At 73.1% G+C, this 19,137-nt stretch carries 17 protein-coding genes; 7 read left to right on the top strand and 10 right to left on the bottom strand.

Annotated elements, in window-relative coordinates; genetic code table 11:
* The first annotated feature begins 43 nt into the window (after positions 1 to 43).
* Positions 44 to 1,027: a YdcF family protein gene (locus ACZ7PG_RS37335; RefSeq protein WP_470243895.1), complete on the top strand. Its 984-nt coding sequence runs from the start codon at positions 44 to 46 to the stop codon at positions 1,025 to 1,027.
* On the opposite strand, the gene ACZ7PG_RS37330 is transcribed toward ACZ7PG_RS37335, so the two are convergent.
* The 4 genes from ACZ7PG_RS37330 to ACZ7PG_RS37315 form a co-directional block, all read right to left on the bottom strand.
* Positions 1,024 to 1,431 carry a RidA family protein gene (locus tag ACZ7PG_RS37330; protein ID WP_470243894.1) on the bottom strand — a complete coding sequence of 136 codons (408 nt, stop codon included), beginning with the start codon at positions 1,429 to 1,431 and terminating at the stop codon, positions 1,024 to 1,026. The two genes, ACZ7PG_RS37335 and ACZ7PG_RS37330, sit on opposite strands and share 4 nt — an antisense overlap.
* 257 nt (positions 1,432 to 1,688) lie before the next feature.
* A complete protein-coding gene (locus ACZ7PG_RS37325; protein ID WP_470243893.1) occupies positions 1,689 to 2,828 on the bottom strand; it encodes a DICT sensory domain-containing protein in 1,140 nt (379 codons plus the stop codon).
* Between the two features lie 96 nt (positions 2,829 to 2,924).
* Complete coding sequence (locus ACZ7PG_RS37320; RefSeq protein ID WP_470243892.1) at positions 2,925 to 4,421, bottom strand: cryptochrome/photolyase family protein; 1,497 nt, start codon at positions 4,419 to 4,421, stop codon at positions 2,925 to 2,927.
* A gap of 118 nt (positions 4,422 to 4,539) precedes the next feature.
* The gene (locus tag ACZ7PG_RS37315; RefSeq protein WP_470243891.1) at positions 4,540 to 4,986 is read right to left on the bottom strand and encodes a MarR family winged helix-turn-helix transcriptional regulator; all 447 of its coding nucleotides are present in this window, start codon (positions 4,984 to 4,986) and stop codon (positions 4,540 to 4,542) included.
* Positions 4,987 to 5,040: 54 nt separating this feature from the next.
* Here ACZ7PG_RS37315 and ACZ7PG_RS37310 point away from each other — a divergent pair, with 54 nt between their 5' ends.
* Both ACZ7PG_RS37310 and ACZ7PG_RS37305 read left to right on the top strand, forming a co-directional pair.
* The gene (locus ACZ7PG_RS37310) at positions 5,041 to 5,502 is read left to right on the top strand and encodes a nitroreductase/quinone reductase family protein (protein WP_470243890.1); all 462 of its coding nucleotides are present in this window, start codon (positions 5,041 to 5,043) and stop codon (positions 5,500 to 5,502) included.
* Positions 5,499 to 6,695 (top strand): FAD-dependent oxidoreductase, encoded by a 1,197-nt coding sequence (locus ACZ7PG_RS37305; protein WP_470243889.1) that lies wholly within the window; start codon positions 5,499 to 5,501, stop codon positions 6,693 to 6,695. The genes ACZ7PG_RS37310 and ACZ7PG_RS37305 overlap by 4 nt, the downstream gene beginning before the upstream one ends.
* Here the strand turns inward: ACZ7PG_RS37305 and ACZ7PG_RS37300 are convergent.
* Complete coding sequence (locus ACZ7PG_RS37300; RefSeq protein WP_470243888.1) at positions 6,665 to 7,126, bottom strand: SRPBCC family protein; 462 nt, start codon at positions 7,124 to 7,126, stop codon at positions 6,665 to 6,667. The two genes, ACZ7PG_RS37305 and ACZ7PG_RS37300, sit on opposite strands and share 31 nt — an antisense overlap.
* 82 nt (positions 7,127 to 7,208) lie before the next feature.
* Here ACZ7PG_RS37300 and ACZ7PG_RS37295 point away from each other — a divergent pair, with 82 nt between their 5' ends.
* Positions 7,209 to 7,646, top strand: coding sequence for a DUF4383 domain-containing protein (locus ACZ7PG_RS37295; protein ID WP_470243887.1), 438 nt, complete (start codon positions 7,209 to 7,211; stop codon positions 7,644 to 7,646).
* Here ACZ7PG_RS37295 and ACZ7PG_RS37290 read toward each other — a convergent pair.
* Positions 7,597 to 8,847, bottom strand: a complete 1,251-nt coding sequence (locus tag ACZ7PG_RS37290; RefSeq protein WP_470243886.1) for a glycosyltransferase 87 family protein — start codon at positions 8,845 to 8,847, stop codon at positions 7,597 to 7,599. The two genes, ACZ7PG_RS37295 and ACZ7PG_RS37290, sit on opposite strands and share 50 nt — an antisense overlap.
* 96 nt (positions 8,848 to 8,943) lie before the next feature.
* On the opposite strand from ACZ7PG_RS37290, the gene ACZ7PG_RS37285 reads away from it, so the two are divergent.
* The 3 genes from ACZ7PG_RS37285 to ACZ7PG_RS37275 all read left to right on the top strand — a co-directional run bounded on the left by ACZ7PG_RS37285 (position 8,944) and on the right by ACZ7PG_RS37275 (position 11,588).
* Positions 8,944 to 9,171, top strand: coding sequence for a hypothetical protein (locus tag ACZ7PG_RS37285; RefSeq protein ID WP_470243885.1), 228 nt, complete (start codon positions 8,944 to 8,946; stop codon positions 9,169 to 9,171).
* Between the two features lie 69 nt (positions 9,172 to 9,240).
* On the top strand, positions 9,241 to 10,368 hold the full coding sequence (locus ACZ7PG_RS37280) for an acyltransferase family protein (protein WP_470243884.1): 1,128 nt from the start codon (positions 9,241 to 9,243) through the stop codon (positions 10,366 to 10,368).
* Between the two features lie 20 nt (positions 10,369 to 10,388).
* Positions 10,389 to 11,588, top strand: a complete 1,200-nt coding sequence (locus ACZ7PG_RS37275; RefSeq protein ID WP_470243883.1) for a cysteine desulfurase-like protein — start codon at positions 10,389 to 10,391, stop codon at positions 11,586 to 11,588.
* Between the two features lie 63 nt (positions 11,589 to 11,651).
* Here the strand turns inward: ACZ7PG_RS37275 and fusA are convergent, their stop codons facing one another.
* The 4 genes from fusA to ACZ7PG_RS37255 all read right to left on the bottom strand — a co-directional run bounded on the left by fusA (position 11,652) and on the right by ACZ7PG_RS37255 (position 18,867).
* Positions 11,652 to 13,592, bottom strand: a complete 1,941-nt coding sequence (gene fusA, locus ACZ7PG_RS37270; RefSeq protein ID WP_470243882.1) for an elongation factor G — start codon at positions 13,590 to 13,592, stop codon at positions 11,652 to 11,654.
* 278 nt (positions 13,593 to 13,870) lie between these two features.
* Positions 13,871 to 15,310: a M4 family metallopeptidase gene (locus ACZ7PG_RS37265; RefSeq protein WP_470243881.1), complete on the bottom strand. Its 1,440-nt coding sequence runs from the start codon at positions 15,308 to 15,310 to the stop codon at positions 13,871 to 13,873.
* Positions 15,311 to 15,614: 304 nt separating this feature from the next.
* Positions 15,615 to 17,255, bottom strand: a complete 1,641-nt coding sequence (locus tag ACZ7PG_RS37260) for a PucR family transcriptional regulator (protein WP_470243880.1) — start codon at positions 17,253 to 17,255, stop codon at positions 15,615 to 15,617.
* A gap of 52 nt (positions 17,256 to 17,307) precedes the next feature.
* Positions 17,308 to 18,867 carry a hypothetical protein gene (locus tag ACZ7PG_RS37255; RefSeq protein WP_470243879.1) on the bottom strand — a complete coding sequence of 520 codons (1,560 nt, stop codon included), beginning with the start codon at positions 18,865 to 18,867 and terminating at the stop codon, positions 17,308 to 17,310.
* Positions 18,868 to 19,137 lie beyond the last annotated feature (270 nt).

Here is a 19,137-nt window from a genome sequence, read left to right as displayed (position 1 = left end):
CGCGTGCTCTACCTTGGCCTCTCCGGGGGAGGGAGGAGGCAGGGTGAACGTCACCGAAGCCGTGCTGCTCGGCGGCGCCGCGGCCGCCCTGCTGGTGTTCGCGGTGCGGCTGGTGCGCGAACCGCGTCGCCTCGGCAACGCCGTCTGGCTGGGACTGGCGCTCCTGCTGGCCGGGCTGTGGCTGCTGCGCGCGGCGCTGCACCTGGAATGGCTCGTCCCGGTCGTCGGCGTGCTGGTGGCGGTCGTCGCGCTGGTGCTGCCGGTGGCCCTGATCGTCAACGGCGTCGGGATGGTCCGGCGCGAAGGCCGGAGTCTCGCGAACCTGCTCTCGTTCCTGCTCGGCGTCGGCATGCTGGCGCTCGAAGGGCTGTTCTTCGTGCCGCTCGGCCGGTGGGGCTCGGCCCTGGTGGCGACGGCCGCGGTGCTCGCCTGCTACTTCGGGTTCCTGTTCGCGTCGCTGCTCGGGTATTCGATCCTGTACGGCAGGCTGCGGCGGCGCACGGGCTTCGACGCGATCATCGTCCTCGGCTGCGGCCTGGCCGAGAACCGCGTGACGCCGTTGCTGGCCGCCCGGCTCGACCGCGCGATCCGACTGTACGAACGCGAAGCGGCTCCCCCGCTGCTGGTGGTGTCGGGCGGCCGGGGCCCCGGCGAGACGACGACCGAAGCCGCGGCGATGCACGAATACCTGCAGGGGCGGGGAATCCCGGCCGAGCGGATCCGCCGTGAGGACCGCGCGACGACGACCGAGGAGAACCTGGCGTTCTCGGCGGAGCTGCTGCCCGGCGGCGTGCGGCCGCCCCGCGTGCTGGCGGTGACCAGCAACTACCACGTGTTCCGCACGGCGGTGGAGTGCCGCCGCCTGGGCCTGCCGTTCGACGCGACGGGAGCCCCGACGGCGCGGTACTTCCTGCCGAGCGCGCTGCTGCGCGAGTTCGCGGCGCTGATCCTCCACTACCGGCGCACGACGGTCGCGGCGTGCGTGCTGATCATCGGGACGGGGCTGGCGCTGGCGATCTTCGCCTAGCCGGGCACGGCGGCGACCGCTTCGACCTCCACGGCGTAGTCCGGGCCGGCCAGCGCCGCCACGACCGCGAGGGTCTGCGCCGGGAAGTCGCCGTCCGGGAACCACTTCGCGAACACCTCGGCCTGCGCGGCACGGTAGCCGGCGAGGTGCTCGATGCCCGCGACGAACGTCAGCAGCTTGACGAGGTGCTCCGGCCCGGCCCCCTCCGCCGCGAGCAGCGCTTCGAGGTTGGCGAAGATCTGCCGCCCCTGCGCTTCGGGACCGTCGGCGAGCGTGCCGTCGGGCGCCACGCCGAGCTGCCCGGCCAGGAAGACGAGCCGGTGCCCGGCGGGCACCTCGGCGAGGTGGCTGTACCGCCCGAGCGGCGGCGCGACGGTGTCCGGGTTCCAGCGGCGGGGCTTCACGCGGCCATGATCGCAGACCCGGCTTTGATCGCTCGCCGTACGCCCAGGCGGCCGCGAGGGCGCTCGGTCTCGTCGCCCTCGCGATGCTCGACCACCGGTTCGCGCCGGTGCGGCCTCGTACGCGCCCACTCTGGACATGGATCAGCCTCGCCGGTCGGCGCGTCTTGGCGGTGGAGGTGGCCGCGTTGCCTGCGCTCGTGTCGGCGATCGAGCGTGGATCACCGCCGGCCGTATAGGTCATTATACGGAGTACTCGGTCACCGGAACCAGGTACCCGCTCCCGAGCGCATCGCCAGGCCCTGCGGCTCCGGTGGGATCGGCAACGACCCCTGGCTCGGCGGCCACAGCGTCATCGCCGGGACCTCCCTCAGCTGAGCCCGGAGCTTCGGCAGCGGCAACGGACGCCGGCGGGTCAGCAGCGTCGTCGTGCGCGGGTGCAGGTCCACGAACGGGTACGTCGCGTGCAGCGCGGCCAGCCGGCGCTCCAGGTTGCGGCTGCGGGACGTCAGCTCCGCTGCCGGGACCGCCGGCTGGATCACCAGGAACTCCCCCGGCCCGAGCCGCACCGCGCGGTCGAGCGGGCGCAGTCCCCCGCGCAGCAGGTCGGCGATGTTCTGCTCCGTGTGCATCCGGACGCGGGTGCCGTGGCGCCGCTCGACCGCGGCGAGGTCGTCGACCGCGACCAGCACCAGCCCGAGCGGCACCGTGTCGGTCGCGTCGCCGAGCCACCGGGTCAGGCCCGCCAGGGTTTCGAGCCCCGTGTTCGGGTCGACGGCCGGGCCGGGGACCGCCGGCGCCGACGCGCGGGCCTCGTCCAGCCGGGACGCCACGTGCCGCAGGGCCGCCTCCGCCCGGCTCTCGACGTCGACCGCCGCCGGTGCCTCCACCGACTCCAGGACCTCGCCGACCCGCCGCCGCACGGCCGGGGGCAGCCGGTCGCCCATCGCGTCGCGGAGCCGGACGACCTCCGCGTACGCCTCGTCGCGGCGCAGCCCCCAGCGGCCGCGGAACAGCCGCGCCCGCTCGACCGACGTCGCCTGCGGGTCGACCTCGTCCAGGTCCTGCGCGACGACCGAGGCCCCGAACGTCGGCGACAGCACGGCGACCGACCACTCCCGCGCCATCGGCTCGTCGGGCCGCAGCAGCACCGGCGTGACGCCGTGCGGGAGGTCCGGCCGGCCGGAGTCGACCATCCCGACGACCGTGACCGCCGCCTTCCGCGCGATCCGCGCGTACATGTCGCGTTCGCGTTCGAAGTACGGCAACCGCTGGAACAGCGCGAACACGACGGTGTCGGCGCCCGTCCCGTCGGCGAGCGCGGCGCGTTCGACCGCGTGCGACGCGGTCACCAAAGCGCGTTTGGACAGCACGCCAGCGCGCTGGTCTGCGTCGGGCACGGAGGATCGCCTTCGCTGGGGAAAGGGAGGCAATCACCGTAAAAGAGCGGAGCCCGCCCGGCTAGTTACACAATAGTGTGAACAACTGGCTTGAAATCAGAAGTGGCGACGGTCAGCCTCCCGGGCGACAACCTCGTCACGGTCCGCGAGCTTTTCCAGGCCCCGCAACGGCTGCCGCATCCGGTGGTTGTCCCGCAGCCGGCCCGCGTTGCGGTCGAGGAACGCCCAGTACCCGGCCGTGAACGGGCACGCGTCCGGCCCGGTCCGCTTTTTCGGGTCGAAAACACAACCGGGGCAATGATCACTCATCCGGTTGATGTAGGCCCCGCCGGCGGCGTACGGCTTCGTCCCGACGATGCCGCCGTCGGCGTACTGGCTCATGCCGATCACGTTCGCCGGCATCACCCACGGGAACCCGTCGACGAAGGCGGTGGCGAACCAGCGGTTCAGCTCGGCCGGGTCGTACCCGCGCTGCAGCGCGTGGTTGCCGAGCACCATCAGGCGCTCGATGTGGTGCGCGTAGCCGCGGTCGCGCACGCCGGTGAGCGCGGTGCGCAGGCAGGCGGCCTCGACGGCGTCCGCGTCCAGCGAACGCCACCACTCCGGCAGCTCGCGGTGCGCCTGCAAAGCGTTGCGCCGCAGGTAATCCGGCCCCTGGTGCCAGTAGAGGTGCCACACCCACTCGCGCCAGCCCAGCACCTGCCGGACGAACCCTTCGACGCTGCTCAACGGCGCGTCACCGGCCCGGTACCGCTCTTCGGCCCGCCGCACGACGTCGAGCGGGTCGAGCAGGCCGAGGTTGAGCGGCACCGAGAGCAGCGCGTGCGCCATCGCCCAGTCGTGGGTGAGCATTGCGTCCTGGTTCGGGCCGAAGACGGGCAGGCGGTGCTCGAGGAACCGGCGCAGGGCGCGGCCCGCCTCGTCGTGCCCGACGGCGAACCGGCGCGGGCCGTCGACGCCGACCGGCCGGATCTTCCCGGCGCGCTCGGCTTCGTCGAGCTCCGCCCGGACGCGGTCGTCGATCTCGTTCTCCCGCGGGTGCCAGGGCGCGGGCACGTCGAGCCGGGTGGTCTTCGGCGGCGGCTGGCGGTTGTCGTGGTCGTAGTTCCAGTGCCCGCCCTCGGGGCCGCCGTCCGGTTCGAGCAGCACGCCGAACCGGCGGCGCTGGTCGCGGTAGAAGTCCTCCATGACGAACCGCGTGCGCCCGTCGGCCCACGACCTGAAGTCCTCTTTGGACAGCACGAAGCCGGGCGTCGGCAGGATCTCCGTGACGACGCCTTCGTCGCGCAGCCGCCGGACGAACGCGTCGGCCGCGTGCGACGTCGGCTCGTGCACGACCACCGGCCGCCCGAAACGGCGCAGGCCGGTGCGGTAGTCCGGGGCGTCGAGCAGGGTGACGCGGTCACCGAGGTCGGCGGCGAGCCGGTACAGCGCGGCCTGGACCAGGTGCAGCTTCTGCCGGTGGAACGGCTTGGCGGCGAACGCCGCGGCCGACCGGATCAGCAGCACGTCGCGGCCGCGGTGTTCGGGGGTGCTGTGGAAGTGCGGCCCGAGCTGGTCGGCGAACAGCCAGAGCGCGGGCTCGTCTCGCATGGCCGGAACGCTAACCCGGCCCGGGCGGCTCCGCTCGCTCAATCTCGGCGCGGCCTCGCGAAAGGGCTGACGGACCTCCCCCGCCGCGCCGTCTACCACCGGCGCGCCGCCTGAGGGGCTACGGCGACTCGTCCGCGTACGCTCGCAACACTTCCGTGGTGTCGCCGAGGAACTTCGCCACCACCTCGGCCTCCCCGGGCGCCAGCTCCGCCGTCAGCCGGGTCACCGCGTCGACCAGCGGGGCCAGCGCCGCCCGGACTTCGGTGCGAGCCGCGTCCGCGATGACCAGCGTGATCCGCCGTCCGTCGCTGGGGTGGCGATCGCGGCGGACGTGGCCCGCGGCCTCCAGGCGGTCGACCAGGACCGTCGCCGACGCGGAGCGGATCTTCAGCGCGTGCGCCAGGTCGACCGTACCCATCGGGGTGCCCGCGGCCAGGTGCTGCAGGGCCTGCACGTCGGTCGCGCCGAGGCCCAGCCGGCGGGCCAGGGACAGCTGGACGTCGTGGGCGAGCGCCAGCAGGTCCCGCAGGGCGAGGTTCACCCGGAACGCGACGCTGTCTTCCACCTGGTCATTCTATGGTAGCTAGACAATCTAGCGAGTTTTGCTACCGTGAACCGGGTGGACGTCCGAGCGATGAACGCCGAAATGACCGCCAAGCTGATCGACGCGCCCGGCGAGGCGCCGCCCGAAGGCGGGTACGCGCTGCGCGTCGTCGAGACCCGCGGCCGCAGCACCGGCGAGCCGCGGCGCGTGCCGCTGGCCGTCGTCGCGCGGAACGGCGGGCGCTACCTCGTCTCACCCGTGCGCGACCGCGACTGGGTCGCGAACCTCCTGGACGCGCCGGAATGCGCGCTGCTCGCGGCCGGCGAACGGCAGGACTGCCGCGCCGACACCGTCGACGGCGAGGAAGCCGCCGGAGTCGTCGCGACGTACCTGGCCGCGATGTCGGTGCCGTGGGCGGTCAAGGCCTTCCCGGTCCCGCAGGACGCGAGTGTCGCCCAGATCCTCGAGCACGTGCCCGGGATGGCGGTGTTCCGCCTGTCCACAGTGCACACTGGGACCCCCTCGGACACGGCGTGAGCGTCGCGATCGCCGGCGGCGGCCCCGGCGGGCTGCTACTCGGCTACCTGCTCGCCCGCGCCGGGATCGAGGTCACAGTGCTCGAAGCGCGCTCCGACTTCGACCGCGACTTCCGCGGCGACTCGCTGCACCCCTACACCCTCGAGCTCCTCGACCGGCTCGGCCTGGCCGGCGACCTCCTGGAGCTCGACCACTTCAAGGCGCGGTCGTTCCGCTTCCACACGCCGTCGGGCGTCTACAGCTGCGCCGACTACGACCGGCTCGACACGCCGTTCGGCTACGTCGCGCTGATGCCGCAGGTGCGGTTCCTCGACTTCCTCGCCGAGCGCGCGGCCGAACTGCCGGCGTTCACGCTCCGGACGAACGCCAAGGTGACCGGCCTGCTCGAAGCGGACGGCGAGGTGACCGGGGTCCGGTATCGCGGCGGCGAACTCGCGACGTCCCTGGTCGTCGGCGCCGACGGGCGGTTCTCCACCGTGCGGCGGCTCGCGGGCCTCGACGCGCGGCCGCTCGGCGCCACCACCGACCTGCTCTGGTTCCGCCTGCCCCGCTCCCCCGGCGACCCGCCCGACGCCGACCTCGACCTCTACTTCGGGCACGACGCCTACGTCGGCGTCCTCGGCGGGGTCCGCGACTGGCAGGTGGGCTACAGCATCGAGAAGGGCTGGTACCCGGCGCTGCGCGAAGGCGGCGTCGAACCAATCCGCGCGTTCCTGCGCGAGCGCGTGCCGTGGCTGGCCGACCGCGCCCCCCTGCTCACCGACTTCTCGCAGACCACGCTGCTGTCGGTGGACATCTCCCGCGTCGAGCGCTGGTACCGCCCGGGCCTGCTCCTGCTCGGCGACGCGGCGCACGTCATCTCCCCGACCGGCGGCAACGGGATCCTCATGGCGGTCCAGGACGCCGTCGCGGCGGCGAACCGCCTGATCCCGGCGTCGCGCGCCGGCGAGGCCGGGCCGGACGTCCTCGCCCGCATCCAGGCCGACCGCATCCGCGCGATCGAACGCGTCCAAGCCGACCAGGTGCGGGTCGAGAAGCGGGCCGCCGCGGCGCGGGCGCGCGGCCGCGGCACCGCACCCCCGGCGCTGCTCAGGCTCCTGTTCGCCGTTCCCGCGCTCCGGACCCGTGGCGCGCGGAGCAACGCCTACGGGCCGTTCCCGCCTCAGCTCGACGAGTCCCTCTTGGCGTCGTAGGAGGTCCAGCCGCCTTGGCCCTCGGCGGCTTCGACGTCGGCGTCGGCCGATGCCGCGTGGGTCATCGCCGCCACCGTGCGTTCGAGGCCCTGCTGGACCTCGCCACCACCGGCCTCGCGGACGCTGTGCAGCGTCACGGTGATCTCCGACGACGCCGGGCCGTCCTCGGAGATCCGCAGCTCGCCGTGGTAGTCGTCGGGACCTTCCGCGCCCCACGACAGCGAGCGGTTCGCCGCGTCGGTGTGCAGCCACGCTTCGCCGGCGACCCGCTTGCCGTGGACCTCGGCCTCGACGTGCACGCTGTCCCCGCCCTTCGGCTCGGCGACCTTCATCTCCGGGAAGTACCGCGGCAGGTTCTCGGGGTGGCTCAGGAAGGCGAACAGCTCGTCGGCGTTGACGTCGGCGGTCGCGGTGTGGCGGTACTCGGTCATCGTTTCGCTCCTCGGTCCGATTTCTGCCCGGTTACCCCTCAACCGGTGCATTAAAAGAGCTCGCGCGGGGAATCCGGGAAGCATGACGACCACCGAGCCCGAGGCCCGGGCGCCGAAGCCGGGCCCCGCTCCCGTGCAGGGCATGGGCATGCTGATCGGCCTGTTGTTCCTGGTGCTGGGCGCGCTCGAGCTGATTCCGGGGGTCACGGTCGGCGAAGGGTCCGCGCGGACCCTGTTCGGGGTCTTCGCGGTGTCGGGGGCGTGGACGCTGGTGCACCTGCTGACCGGCGCCGCCGCGGTGTTCTGCACCCGCTCCTCGCGGGCGGCCGCCCGGTTCCTCGTCATCGCCGGGGCTTGTTACGCCGTGGTCGGCCTCGCCGGGCTGCTGCCCTTGCCCCAGGCGGTGATGGACGCGCTGCCGTTGAACACCGGCGGGATCTGCCTGGCACTGGCGTTCGGCACGGCGATGCTCATCCTCGGAGGGGGCTGGCTGTGGCGCCGGCCGGAACGGCACCGCTGAGGTCGTCCGCCGCCCGTGGGAACCGGACGAGCGCCGCGGTGACCAGCACCGCGAGTCCGAAGAGGACATAGCCGTTGCCGGTCAGCTGCTGGAGGAACCTCCAGTCGCGCTCCACCTCGCCGCCGCGCGGCCACCACCACTGCGGACCGGTGACGAACAGCACCGCGCCCACCCCGGCCACGGCGGCGAACCCGCGTCGCCGGGTGCGGCGCGCCAGCTCGGCCCAGCCGAGCAGCACGACCACGATCCAGACCCAGTGGTGCGTCCACGAGATCGGTGAGACGAGCAGCCCGCCGACGGCGTTCAGGCCGAGCGCTACGGTCTTCTCCCCCGCCGCCAGCGCGCGCCGCACCCCCAGCGCGGTCAGCACGAGCACGACGGCGACCAGCGGCAGCCACCACGCGGTGCGCGCGTCCGCCGGCACCCCGGCCCGGGCGAGCAGCCCCAGCAGCGACTGGTCACCGGCGTAGGTCGGCTCGCCGACGCGGCCGGTGTCCCAGAGCGCGCTCGTCCAGTACCGCACCGAGTCCGCCCCGGCGAGCAGGAACCCCAGCGCCGTCGCGGCCAGGAACGTGACGACGCCGGTCACGGCCGCGCGGGTGTCCCGGCGGAGCAGGAAGTACAGCAGGAAGATCGCCGGCGTCAGCTTGATCGCGGCGGCGAGGCCGATCAGCAGGCCACGCGGCCACCGCGGCGTGTCGACCAGGACGTCCAGCACGACGAGCGCGAGCAGCAGCAGGTCGAGCTGGCCCGCGTACACCGTGCGCAGGACCGGCTCGAGCACCTCGGCGGCCAGCAGCAGCGCCCCGACGCGACGCCAGTCGCTGCGCGCGCCCAGCGCCCGCAGCACCGTGACCAGCACGACCGCGAGCAGCCCGAGCGTGCCCACGGTGACCACGAGGCAGGCGGCCCAGTACGGCAGCACCGCCAGCGGGGCCAGCACGATCGCCGCGAACGGCGGGTAGGTGAACAGCAGGAGCTGGCCGTCGCCGGTGGGCGGCAGCGTGCCGTACAGCGCGCCGCCGCGCAGCAGCGCCGCCGAGCCGAGCCGGTAGACGTCCAGGTCGACGCGGTAGGCGGGGAACCGCAGCCGGCCGTCGTTGTACGACACGAGCAGCACCACCAGCACGAGCACCTGGGCGCCCAGCAGCACGTACGCGTTTCCCAGCTTGGCCCGCACCTGGCGTCCCCCTCGGATCATCTTCCGCATTCTGTCGTGTCCACCCGGGAGCGCCATCCGGGAATCCCCCGGACTCCCTTCCGGAAATCCGCTTGCCCGCCGTGCCAGCCTGGGCGGATGGGGACACCGACCGGCTTCACCTACCGCATCGACGAACACGGCACCGTGACGATCACGCACCACGGCCGTCCGGCCGGGACGCTGCGCGGGTCCGCCGCCGCGCGCTTCCTGGCCGCGGCCGACCGCGGTGACGACCAGCAGCTGCTGATGGCCCGCGCGACCGGCAACTACAAGCACGGCAACGAGCGGCAGGCCCGCGACCACGCCCGCAACCGCGGCCGCTGACCTGAGGCGCAGCCGCATTTCCGCCGTTCGGGTCAGGTGCGGGAGCCGGATGGGCTAACATCGCGATCCGTGCCGATCCCGTCAAAAATTCACGCCAATCCCAACATCGGCTTCGCGTGGCTGAGGATGATCGGCGCGATCACCGTCATCGTCGACCACAGCATGCCGCTGCTGCACCCGCAGCGGCTGACGGTCTTCCCCGCGTCCTGGCACATGTCGCCGGGCTACATCGCGCTGATGGCGTTCTTCGCGATGAGCGGCTACCAGATCCAGGACAGCTGGGCGCGCGACCCGTCGTGGTGGCGGTTCTCCGCGCGGCGCCTGCTGCGGATCATGCCGCCGCTGCTCGTCGTGGTGCTGGTGACCGTGTTCGTCATCGGCCCGCTGGTGACGACGGCGTCCGACTACTGGACGAACCTGCAGACGTGGCGCTACCTGGTCGGCACGACCGTGCTGTTCTACCTGCAGCACCTGCTGCCCGGCGTGTTCACCGACAACCCGTACCCGTGGTCGGTGAACGGCGCGATCTGGACGCTGCCGATGGAGCTGCTGGGCTACGGCCTGGTCCTCGTCGCCGGCCTGGTCGTGCTGGCCGGCGCGGGGCGCTGGGTCGTCGTCCTCGCCCTCGGCGGCATGGTCTACGCCGACAGCGTGCTGCAGGCGACGTTCGAGCAGCACAGCACGGGCGGCTCGCTGCTGCTCGTCCCGCTCGGGTCGACGGTGTCGTTCCTGGTGCCGTTCGTGCTCGGGATGGTGCTGCACGCCTACCGGGACAAGATCCCGCTCCGGCCGTGGGTGGCGGTGGTGCTGTTCGCCGCCTACCTGGCGCTGAGCCAGACCCCGGCCAGCCGGTACCTGCTGGCGGTCAGCGCGTCCTACGGCGCGATCACGCTCGCGATGCACTGGCCCAAGCGGCTGGAGGCGGGCGGGCCGCACGTCTACGGGAGCTACGGCACCTACATCTGGGGCTTCCCGATCCAGCAGCTGCTCATCCTCGCCGGCGTGCGGCAGGTGTGGCTGCTGATGCTGCTGGCCGTGCCGGCCTCCTACGTCGTCGGCCGGCTGTCCTGGGAGTACGTCGAGAAGCCGACGCAACGGCTGCGGCGTCACCTGAAGACCCCGGCTCCGGTCCGGCGGCCGGTGGCCGCACCGCCGCAGTTACCCGTCACGGCGGCCACCCCCGTCCGGAGAGCCTGAACTCCTGGCACGCTGGCGTCATGAGCTACGACGTGCAGACGATCCGCAAGCACTTCCCCGCCCTCGCGGCCGCGCACTTCGACGGGCCGGGCGGCTCGCAGGTGCCCGACGTCGTCGGGGAGGCGGTGGCCGGGACGCTGTGCTCCGGGATCTCCAACCGCGGTGTCGTCACGGCCGCGGAACGCCGGGCGAGCACGGTGGTCGCCGAGGCGCGCCGGGCCGTCGCCGACCTGCTCGCGGCGGACCCGGCCGGGGTCGTGTTCGGGCGCAGCATGACACAGCTGACCTACGACTTCTCCCGCACGCTCGCGAAGACCTGGGGCCCGGGCGACGAGGTCGTCGTCACCCGCCTCGACCACGACGCGAACATCCGGCCGTGGGTCCAGGCCGCCGCGGCCGCGGGCGCGACCGTGCGCTGGGCGGACTTCGACCCCGAGACCGGGTTGCTGCCGCCGTCCGCCGTCACCGAGCTGCTGTCCTCGCGGACGCGGCTGGTGGCGGTCACGGCGGCGTCGAACCTCCTCGGCACCCGGCCGGACATCCCGGCGATCGCGGCGGCGGTGCACGCCGCGGGCGCGCTGCTGTACGTGGACGGCGTCCACCTGACCCCGCACGCACCGGTCGACGTCACGGCGCTGGGAGCCGACTTCTACGCCTGCTCGCCGTACAAGTTCCTCGGCCCGCACCTCGGCCTGGTCGTGGCGGCGCCCGCGCTGCTGGAGACGCTGCACCCGGACAAGCTGCTGCCGTCGACGGACGCGGTTCCGGAGCGGTTCGAGCTGGGCACGTTGCCGTACGAGCTCCTGGCCGGCACGACCGCGGCGATCGACTTCCTGGCGACGCTCGTCCCGGGCGACGGTTTCCGCCGCGCACGTCTCGTCGCTTCGCTGACGGCTCTGTCCGAGCACGAAGACGCGCTGCTCGCCCGGCTCGACGCGGGGCTGGCGGAGATCCCGGGGGTGACCCGGTACGGCGACCCCGCGCGGCACCGGACGCCGACGGTGCTGTTCTCGGTCGACGGGGTCGCGTCGCAGGCGGTGTACGAGCACCTCGGGACGCAGGGGGTCAACGCACCGGCGGGGAGCTTCTACGCGATCGAGTGCTCGCGCCACCTCGGCCTCGGCGACACGGGAGCGGTGCGGGCGGGCATCGCGCCGTACACCACGGAATCCGACGTCGACGCGCTCCTCGCCGCCGTGAAGTCCCTCCCCCGGAGCTAGGTCTGCCGCGGCGGGTCGTGAGTGAGAAACAGTGTTCTAACCCTGTTTCTCACTCACGACCGCTTACGGCACCGGGGCGTACCCGGCGGGCCGGGCGGTGAACGTGCCGCGGCCCTGGGTGCGGCTGCGCAGGCGGGTCGCGTAGCCGAACAGCTCCGCCACCGGGACCGTCGCCGTCACCGACGCCGTGCCGCCGCGGACCTCCGAGCCGGCCACCCGGCCGCGTCGCGCCGCCAGGTCACCGAGCACGCCGCCGACCGCGTCGGCCGGGACCGACACCGTCACCTCGGCGACCGGCTCGAGCAGCCGCAGCACCGACGAGCGCAACGCCTCCCGCAGGCCGAGCCGTCCGGCCGTCCGGAACGCCAGGTCCGACGAGTCCTTCGGGTGCGTCGCCCCGTCGGTCAGCACCACCCGCAGGCCCGTCACCGGGTGCCCGCCGAGCGGTCCGTCGGCCAGCGCGTCCCGGCAGCCGGCCTCGACCGCGCGGACGTACTCGCGCGGCACCCGGCCGCCCACGATCGCCGAGGCGAACTCGAACCCCTCGGCCGCCGGCGCGACGTCGAGGACCACGTGGGCGAACTGGCCCGCCCCGCCGTCCTGCTTGACGTGCCGGTAGAGCAGCCCGGACACCCCGCGGACCACGGTCTCGCGGTGGGCCACCGAAGGCCGCCCGACCGCGACGTCGAGCCCGCGGTCGCGCCGCAGCTTCTCCACCGCTACCTCCAGGTGCAGCTCGCCGAGGCCGGACAGCACCGTCTGCCCGGTCTCCGGATCGACCCGCACGACCAGCGACGGGTCCTCCTCGGCCAGCCGCGCCAACGCCGACGTCAGCCGCTCGCCGTCGCCCGCCCGCCGGGCCTCGACGGCGACCGAGACCACCGGGTCCGCCGTCTGCGGCGGCTCCAGCAGCACCGGGGCGTCCGGCGCGCAGAGCGTGGCGCCGACGCGCGTCGCCTTCGGCCCGGCCACCGCCACGATGTCCCCGGCCACCGCGTTGTCCATTTCAGACTGACGGTCGGCCTGCACGCGCAGGACGCGCGCGATCCGCTCGGTGCGTCCCGAGTCCCGTACCTGGTCTCCTTTCCGCAGCGTTCCCGAGTACACCCGCAGGTAGGTCAGCCGTCCCGTGGCCGTCGCGACGACCTTGAACACCAGCGCGGCCAGCGGCGCCGCCGGGTCGGCGGGCCGGTCGGCGCGCACCGGCGGGACGTCCGCCGGCGATGGCAGGTAGGCCACGACGGCGTCGAGCAGCGGCTCGATCCCGCGGTCGCGGTAGGCCGCGCCGCACAGCACGACGAGCCCGTCGCCGCTGAGCGTCAGCTCCCGCAGGGCCTTCTCCAGCGTCTCCGCCGAGACGGTCCCGGCGGCGCAGAACTCGTCCAGTGCCAGCGGGTGCAGCTCGGCGACGGCCTCCTCCAGCACGCGACGACGTCGCCGCGCCTCGGCCGAGGCGTCCACCGGCAGGCGCAGCAGGTCGACGACACCGGTGAAGCCGTCCTCGCGCCCGATCGGCAGCTGCACGACCAGCGGCGCCGGGTGCAGCCGCGCCCGGATCGACTCGACGGCCGCGTCGAGATCGGCGCCCGCGCGGTCCATCTTGTTGACGAAGGCGATGCGCGGCACGCCGTGGCGATCGGCCTGGCGCCAGACGGTTTCGCTCTGCGGCTCGACGCCCGCGACGGCGTCGAACACGGCGATCGCGCCGTCGAGCACCCGCAGCGACCGCTCGACCTCGGCGGTGAAGTCGACGTGGCCAGGCGTGTCGATGAGGGTGAGCCGGTGGCCCCGCCACGCACAGCTGACGGCCGCGGCGAAGATCGTGATGCCGCGGTCGCGTTCCTGCGGGTCGAAGTCGGTGACGGTGGTGCCGTCGTGGACCTCGCCGGTTTTGTGGGTGGCTCCGGTGAAGTGGAGGATCCGTTCGGTGACGGTGGTCTTGCCCGCGTCGACGTGGGCGAGGATGCCCAGGTTGCGGACGGTGGTCAGGTCGTGGGTGCGCATGGCGCGGTCCTTTGTGGACGATCCGGTCAAGGCAGCGCTATTCGCCGCGACGAAGGCGTCACGGGAGCGGTGTCAGCCGCGCGGCGGACACCGGAAGCGCGAAGACACGAGGATCACCTCGGACCGAGGACGGAGAGCGACGGCGATGCGCACGGCCGGCTCCCCTCGATCTTGGACTGGCGCACAGCGTAACGACGGTTTCCCGGGCCGCCAATCGGTTTACGCAACGCCGAAGGCCGCCCCGGTTTCCCGGAGCGGCCTTCGACGTCGAGGTCGGATCAGCTCGGGTCCTGGTCCAGCTGCGTGGCCTTCACCGCGTTGGCGACCTGGGTGCAGTCGTCGGTGGTGATGCCCGCGGTGCCCGCCTTGGCGAGCGCCGCGCACGAGGAGTTGAGGGCCTCGCCGACGTCCTTGAACGTCGCGCTCTGGGTGAGCGTGTTCTCGACGCCCCACCAGACCTGGACGGACTTCTCGAGGCCGATCCCGCGCACAGTCTGGTTGTTGAACGTGTCGCCGTCGGTGATCAGGTAGTCGGCCTTGTTGACGACGCCGTCGTTGATGTGCTCGTCCGGGTTGTTCGTCTGCCAGCCCGGGCCGTTGACCATGTCCGGCTGCGGGGACAGCGACGAACGCGGGTCCTTCATGTTGCGGATCGCGCCGAGCGACGACCCCGCGCCGAGCAGCCAGCGGTTGTCGCCGGTGTCGTTGGGGTCGTTCGAGGTGATGCCGATGAACTTGCCGAAGACGTCCGACAGGCCTTCGTTGATCGAGTCGGCCTGGCCGCCGCTGAGCCCGGAGGTGTGCTGGGTGACGCCGTGGGTGAGCTCGTGGCCGGTGATGTCGTCGGTGGTGACGCCCTCGCCGAAGGCCATCTGCTCGCCGTCCCAGAAGGCGTTCGCGAACGGGCACTCGCCGTCGACGCAGATCCGGACGGTGCCGCGCAGCGCCTTGCCGGTGCCGTCGGAGTAGTCGGCGCCGATGAGGCTCGTGAGGTCGACGTTGACGTACTTCTGGTAGAAGTCCGAGGCCTGGCCGAAGAACGTGTAGACGTTGTTGACGTCGGCGACGCTCGACTCCGCGCCGCCTTCCTTGCGGGTGACGTCGAAGGCGGTGCCGCAGCGGACGGATGCGGTGCTGCCGCTGACGACCTTGTGGTCGGCGTCGCAGACGTCGCGGTTGGCCTCGCGGACCTCCGACCAGGACGTCAGGACGTCCGCCGTGCCGGCCTTGACGACCTCGGTCCACTTGTCGTTCAGCTTCTTGCCGTGCACGGTGACCTGGTAGGTCGGCACCGCGACGCCGTCGCCCTTCGCGCCGCCGAGGGTGGCGTCGTACCAGTACGCGCGGGGCGCGTCGGCCGTCAGCGTGTTCGCGGCGAGGCCGGTGCGCTTCGCGACGTCCGCGATGGCGGCGTCGGCGGCACCCGTCGCGGCGGCCGGGAACGCGCCCGCCGTCTTCTTCGTGGTGCGGCCGTGGGTCGCGAGGACCGCGCCGGCCTTGTCGCGGACCTGGATCAGCTGGCCGCCGAACACGGGCACGCCGCCGATCTCCTGCTGCGACCGCACGACGCTGCCGAACGGCATCGCGAGGGAGTTCAGCGCGTGCATCGACGGCTGCGCGATGGTCGCGTAAGCCGGCGAGCCGGTCGTGAGCAGCGACACCGCGACGACGGCCGCGCTCACCGCCGCCGTCCCTGCGATGACCCGTTTGCGTGACACCCGGTACACCTCCGTGGAAGTTTGATCACCTGACGTGAAGTCCGTGCAGGTTCACATGCCCCGAAGGGGTCGCACACCGGTCGAAAGTAGGTAACTGACCATGTGTGGGCCGGAAGTCGGTAGTTAATCACCGACATTTCGGACGCCGGTTCTTCCGCGTGATCGAAGGGGCATCACGCGTGTCCGGACGGGCATCACACGTGATTGAGCGGGCATCGCGCTGATGCCCCTGGGATCACGCGTGATGCCCGTGCAATCACGCGTGTGTCCTCTCGGATCACGGGTGATGCCCGTTGGCGCACGGTCAGGAGGCGGGCGGGGCCACCACGCGGAGCTGGAGCATCGCCGCGAATCGGGCTTCCGGGTCCGTCATGTCGAAGCCGCCGACATCGGCGAGGCGGCGCAGGCGGTAGCGGAACGTGTTGGGGTGCACGTGGACCGCGGCCGAGGCGGCGATGACGTCGCCGAAGGCGTCGAGCCACGCCCGCAGCGTCTCGACCAGGTGCGCGTGGTGCTGCTCGTCGTAGTCCAGCAGGCGCGCGACCGGGCCGGTCGGGCGGTCGCCGCGGGCGGCGACCAGGTCCTGGAGCTCCAGGAGCAACGCCTCGACGTGGACGTCGGCCAGCGACGCGACCCGTCGCCCCGGGCCGCTGCCCGAGCGCAGCACCCGCAACGCCCGGTCGGCGCTGTCGCGGGCTTCCGGCAGCTCGGCCGCGCTGCGCGCCACCGGCCCGATCCCGACCACCGCGCGGACGCGGTCGCCAACCCGGTCCAGGAAGTCCTTCGCGATGCGCACGGCGCGGCGCTCGCCGTCGGCGTCGCGGGTCACCGGCACCAGCCCGTACGCGGTGTCCCCCACCAGCGCCGCCGCGCAGCGCGGGTGGACCGCGCTCAGGTGCATCGCCAGTCCGTCGGCCAGGCGCTGCCGCTCGGTGGCGATTTCGGCGTCTTCGGCACCGTGCTCGAGCACCGCCAGCGCCAGCACGACGACCGGCTGGTCCGCCAGCCCCAGCCGGCTCAGCGCCTCCCGCGCCGCGGCCCCGCCTTCGAGCGCCGTGCTCACCAGGTCCGCGCGCAGCCGTCGTTCGACGTCGGCCCCCGCCCGCACGCGCAGCAGGTGCAGCGCCACCAGGCGGGCCGCGTCGCAGAGGGCCTGCGTGCGGTCGGGCGTCAACGGCTCGCGCACCGCGGCCCAGATCGAGCCGAGGATCTCGTCGCCGGCCCGTACCGCGACGGCCACGCGCGGGATCTTGAAGCCGTCGGGGCTTTCCGGCGGCCGGTCGACGTACACCGGCTGGTCGCTGCGGTAGAGCTCGCGGAACACGCCGCGGTCGGCCAGCATCCGGGAGAACCGCTCGGGCACCTGCCGGCCGAGGATGGTCTCGACGCGCGACGGGTCGGCTTCGTCCTGGTGTCCCGAGAACGCGAGCACGCGCGAACGGCGGTCCTCGATGGTGACCGGGGCGTCGATGAGGGCCCCGATGGCGTTGGCCACGGCGAACAGGTCACCCGACGGCAGTCCGGCCAGGGTTTCGGGTTCGGCGTCGCCGACGTCGCCCTCGGCCAGCAACGACCGCAGCATCGCGGCGAGCTGGGCCCAGGACGCGCCCCGCGCCAGGCTCAGCAGCGCGACGCCGGTCTCCTCGACGGCGGCGGTGATCGCCGCGGTGACCGTGACGGGCGCGCGCAGCACGAGGCCGGCCGCGTCGTGGCGGGCCAGGGTCCGCAGCTGGCGCACCACCTCGTCGGGTTCGGCGAGTCCGACGCCCAGCATCAGGGCGTGCTGGGGCAGGGCGGGCTCATCGAGGGGGTCGTGGATGGCGACGCCGCCGATGCCACCGGGGCGGTCGGCGTCCCCCAGGACGAGGTCCAGGAGGGTGCCGCCCAGGTCGTCGAGGACGCGGCCGAGGCTGGCGTGCGGGCGCAGGTTCACCGAAACGAGCACCTCCCGAAGCTAGGCGCGACACCGTCAGCCTAGTTCGTCTTCGGGTACGAATTCAGCTTTGGATTCTGTCGTCGGCGACGAACTCCTCCCACCAGGGGATGATCCGGAAGGAAGCGTCGCCGAGCCCGCGGAAGAACCCGCGCCGCGAGCCGACGGCGAACTCCGGCTCGTGTTCGTGCCCGCTGTGCCGCCGGGTCTCCCAGACGTAGAGCGGGACCCCGGCGGGGACGTCCGGCTCCTCGATGAACTGCTCGGTGACGAGGACGACGCGATCGTGCCCGCCGCAGGCGGTGGGCGTGCCGCGGAGGTCGGTGGAGTGCCAGCGGATCAGGGCGTGCAGCGGTGATTCGTCGGGATCGAGCGGGAAGCGCCCGCCGCCGAGGACAGCGAGGTCGGCGGCCTCGCACCGCTGGGCGAGGGCGAGCCCGAAGACGATCCGGGTGTCGCTGCGCGGTTCGACGAGGACGAGGGTGCGCCCGGGCAGGCGCGGGACGGCACCGAGGCTGTGCCGGGCTCCGGCGGCCAGCGCGGGTTCCCACCGCCGGCTGTCGACGGCGCCCCAGGCCGCGGCGAACCGCAGCGGCCCCAGCCCGGAAGCGCGGACCTCGGCAGGGTCGGAGATCCGTGCGGCGACGGCCATGGCGATTTCGAACCCGATCCCGGCGGCGTCCAACCGGCGCAGGTGGGCGAGCAGAGTGGCGAGGGGCAGGTGCGGGATGAGCGGTTCGAGGCGGGCGAGGCTGTTCGGCGCGGCCACCAGGTCGGGGATGGGGAGGGTGGCGAGGAGGGTTTGGGCGTGGTTTTCGGTCCCGGCTCGGCGGAGTCGGGCGAGTGATCGGCCGGGAGGTGGGTGGCCGGTGTCGTGCCTGAGTGCGGCGATGAGGTGCATCGGCGCGGCGAGCGACGCAGGATGGGCGAGTAGTGCAGAGTCCGCGACCAACGCGGCGTCGGCAGCCGCTTCGCCGCCTGCCCTCTGCCCCAGCGAGGCCACATCGGCAGCCGGGCGTTCACGCTCAGCGGATGGCACCGCGAACCCCGCGCCCCGCAAGTCCCCCGGCGCACCCACACCAAGCGACTGCGGCTCCAAACCGGCCCAACTCCGCACCAGCGGCAACGTCGCCGGGACCGTACAGACCTCCCCGTGCCGCCGCGCCAGCGCATACCGGAACAAATCACCCTGCACACCATCGCGGGCACGCGGGTGGACCACCCTGATCACCTCACCGAACCGGACGGGCCGGGGTGTGCCGATCCCGCCATGCCGAGGCAGGTCGCGGCGGACGAAGCCCAGCTCGAAGTGGTGACCTCCGTCGTCGTACGCCAGCAATGCCGGCTCGTCGTACAGGCGCGTCACCGCGTCCGCCACCCCTCGCTTCACCGGCTTCGGCAACGATGGCCCGTACGCTTCCGCCCAATACGCCAGCAGGTGCCCCGGGTCGTCGGCGCGGCGCAGCACCGACGTGATCACCTGCCGTGACACCCCGTGCTCGCCCCGCTCCAGCCTTCCCGCCGCGAACGCCGCCGCCCCGACCAGTGCCGGGTAGCGCATCGGGGTCGCGACGCGCAGCCACAGCAGGAACCCGGGCGCCCACAACGGATCCGCCACCCGCATCAGCGAGACGTACCGCTCCCGCTCGCGCTGTGGCCAGGCGAAGAACGCGTCCTGGTACGCCGCCCTCGCCAGTACCGTCCGGTACAGCTCTTCGATGACCGCCCCTCCCCCGCGTCAGGCCCGCGAGCGAGGAGAACCGAGACCCGGATCGGCTCCGGGCTGGTCGTCGGCGGAGGGTGAGGGGAACGCGCGGCACCCCTCCACTCGCTCCGGATCGCGACCCACAGCCACGCACCGGAACTCCTCGCTCGCGGACCCCGCGAGCCTAGC

It is taken from the genome of Amycolatopsis sp. NPDC114504 (genome assembly GCF_055633595.1).
This window is presented reverse-complemented; position numbering and strand designations above follow the sequence as displayed.

Excerpts from the sequence above, each read along its gene's own strand:
- ACZ7PG_RS37300 (WP_470243888.1), bottom strand. The coding sequence starts at position 7,126 with ATGACCGAGTACCGCCACACCGCGACCGCCGACGTCAACGCCGACGAG.
- ACZ7PG_RS37295 (WP_470243887.1), top strand. The coding sequence starts at position 7,209 with ATGACGACCACCGAGCCCGAGGCCCGGGCGCCGAAGCCGGGCCCCGCT.
- ACZ7PG_RS37255 (WP_470243879.1), bottom strand. The coding sequence starts at position 18,867 with ATGCGGGTGGCGGATCCGTTGTGGGCGCCCGGGTTCCTGCTGTGGCTG.
- ACZ7PG_RS37285 (WP_470243885.1), top strand. The coding sequence starts at position 8,944 with ATGGGGACACCGACCGGCTTCACCTACCGCATCGACGAACACGGCACC.
- ACZ7PG_RS37320 (WP_470243892.1), bottom strand. The coding sequence starts at position 4,421 with ATGCGAGACGAGCCCGCGCTCTGGCTGTTCGCCGACCAGCTCGGGCCG.
- ACZ7PG_RS37275 (WP_470243883.1), top strand. The coding sequence starts at position 10,389 with ATGAGCTACGACGTGCAGACGATCCGCAAGCACTTCCCCGCCCTCGCG.
- ACZ7PG_RS37290 (WP_470243886.1), bottom strand. The coding sequence starts at position 8,847 with ATGATCCGAGGGGGACGCCAGGTGCGGGCCAAGCTGGGAAACGCGTAC.
- fusA (WP_470243882.1), bottom strand. The coding sequence starts at position 13,592 with ATGCGCACCCACGACCTGACCACCGTCCGCAACCTGGGCATCCTCGCC.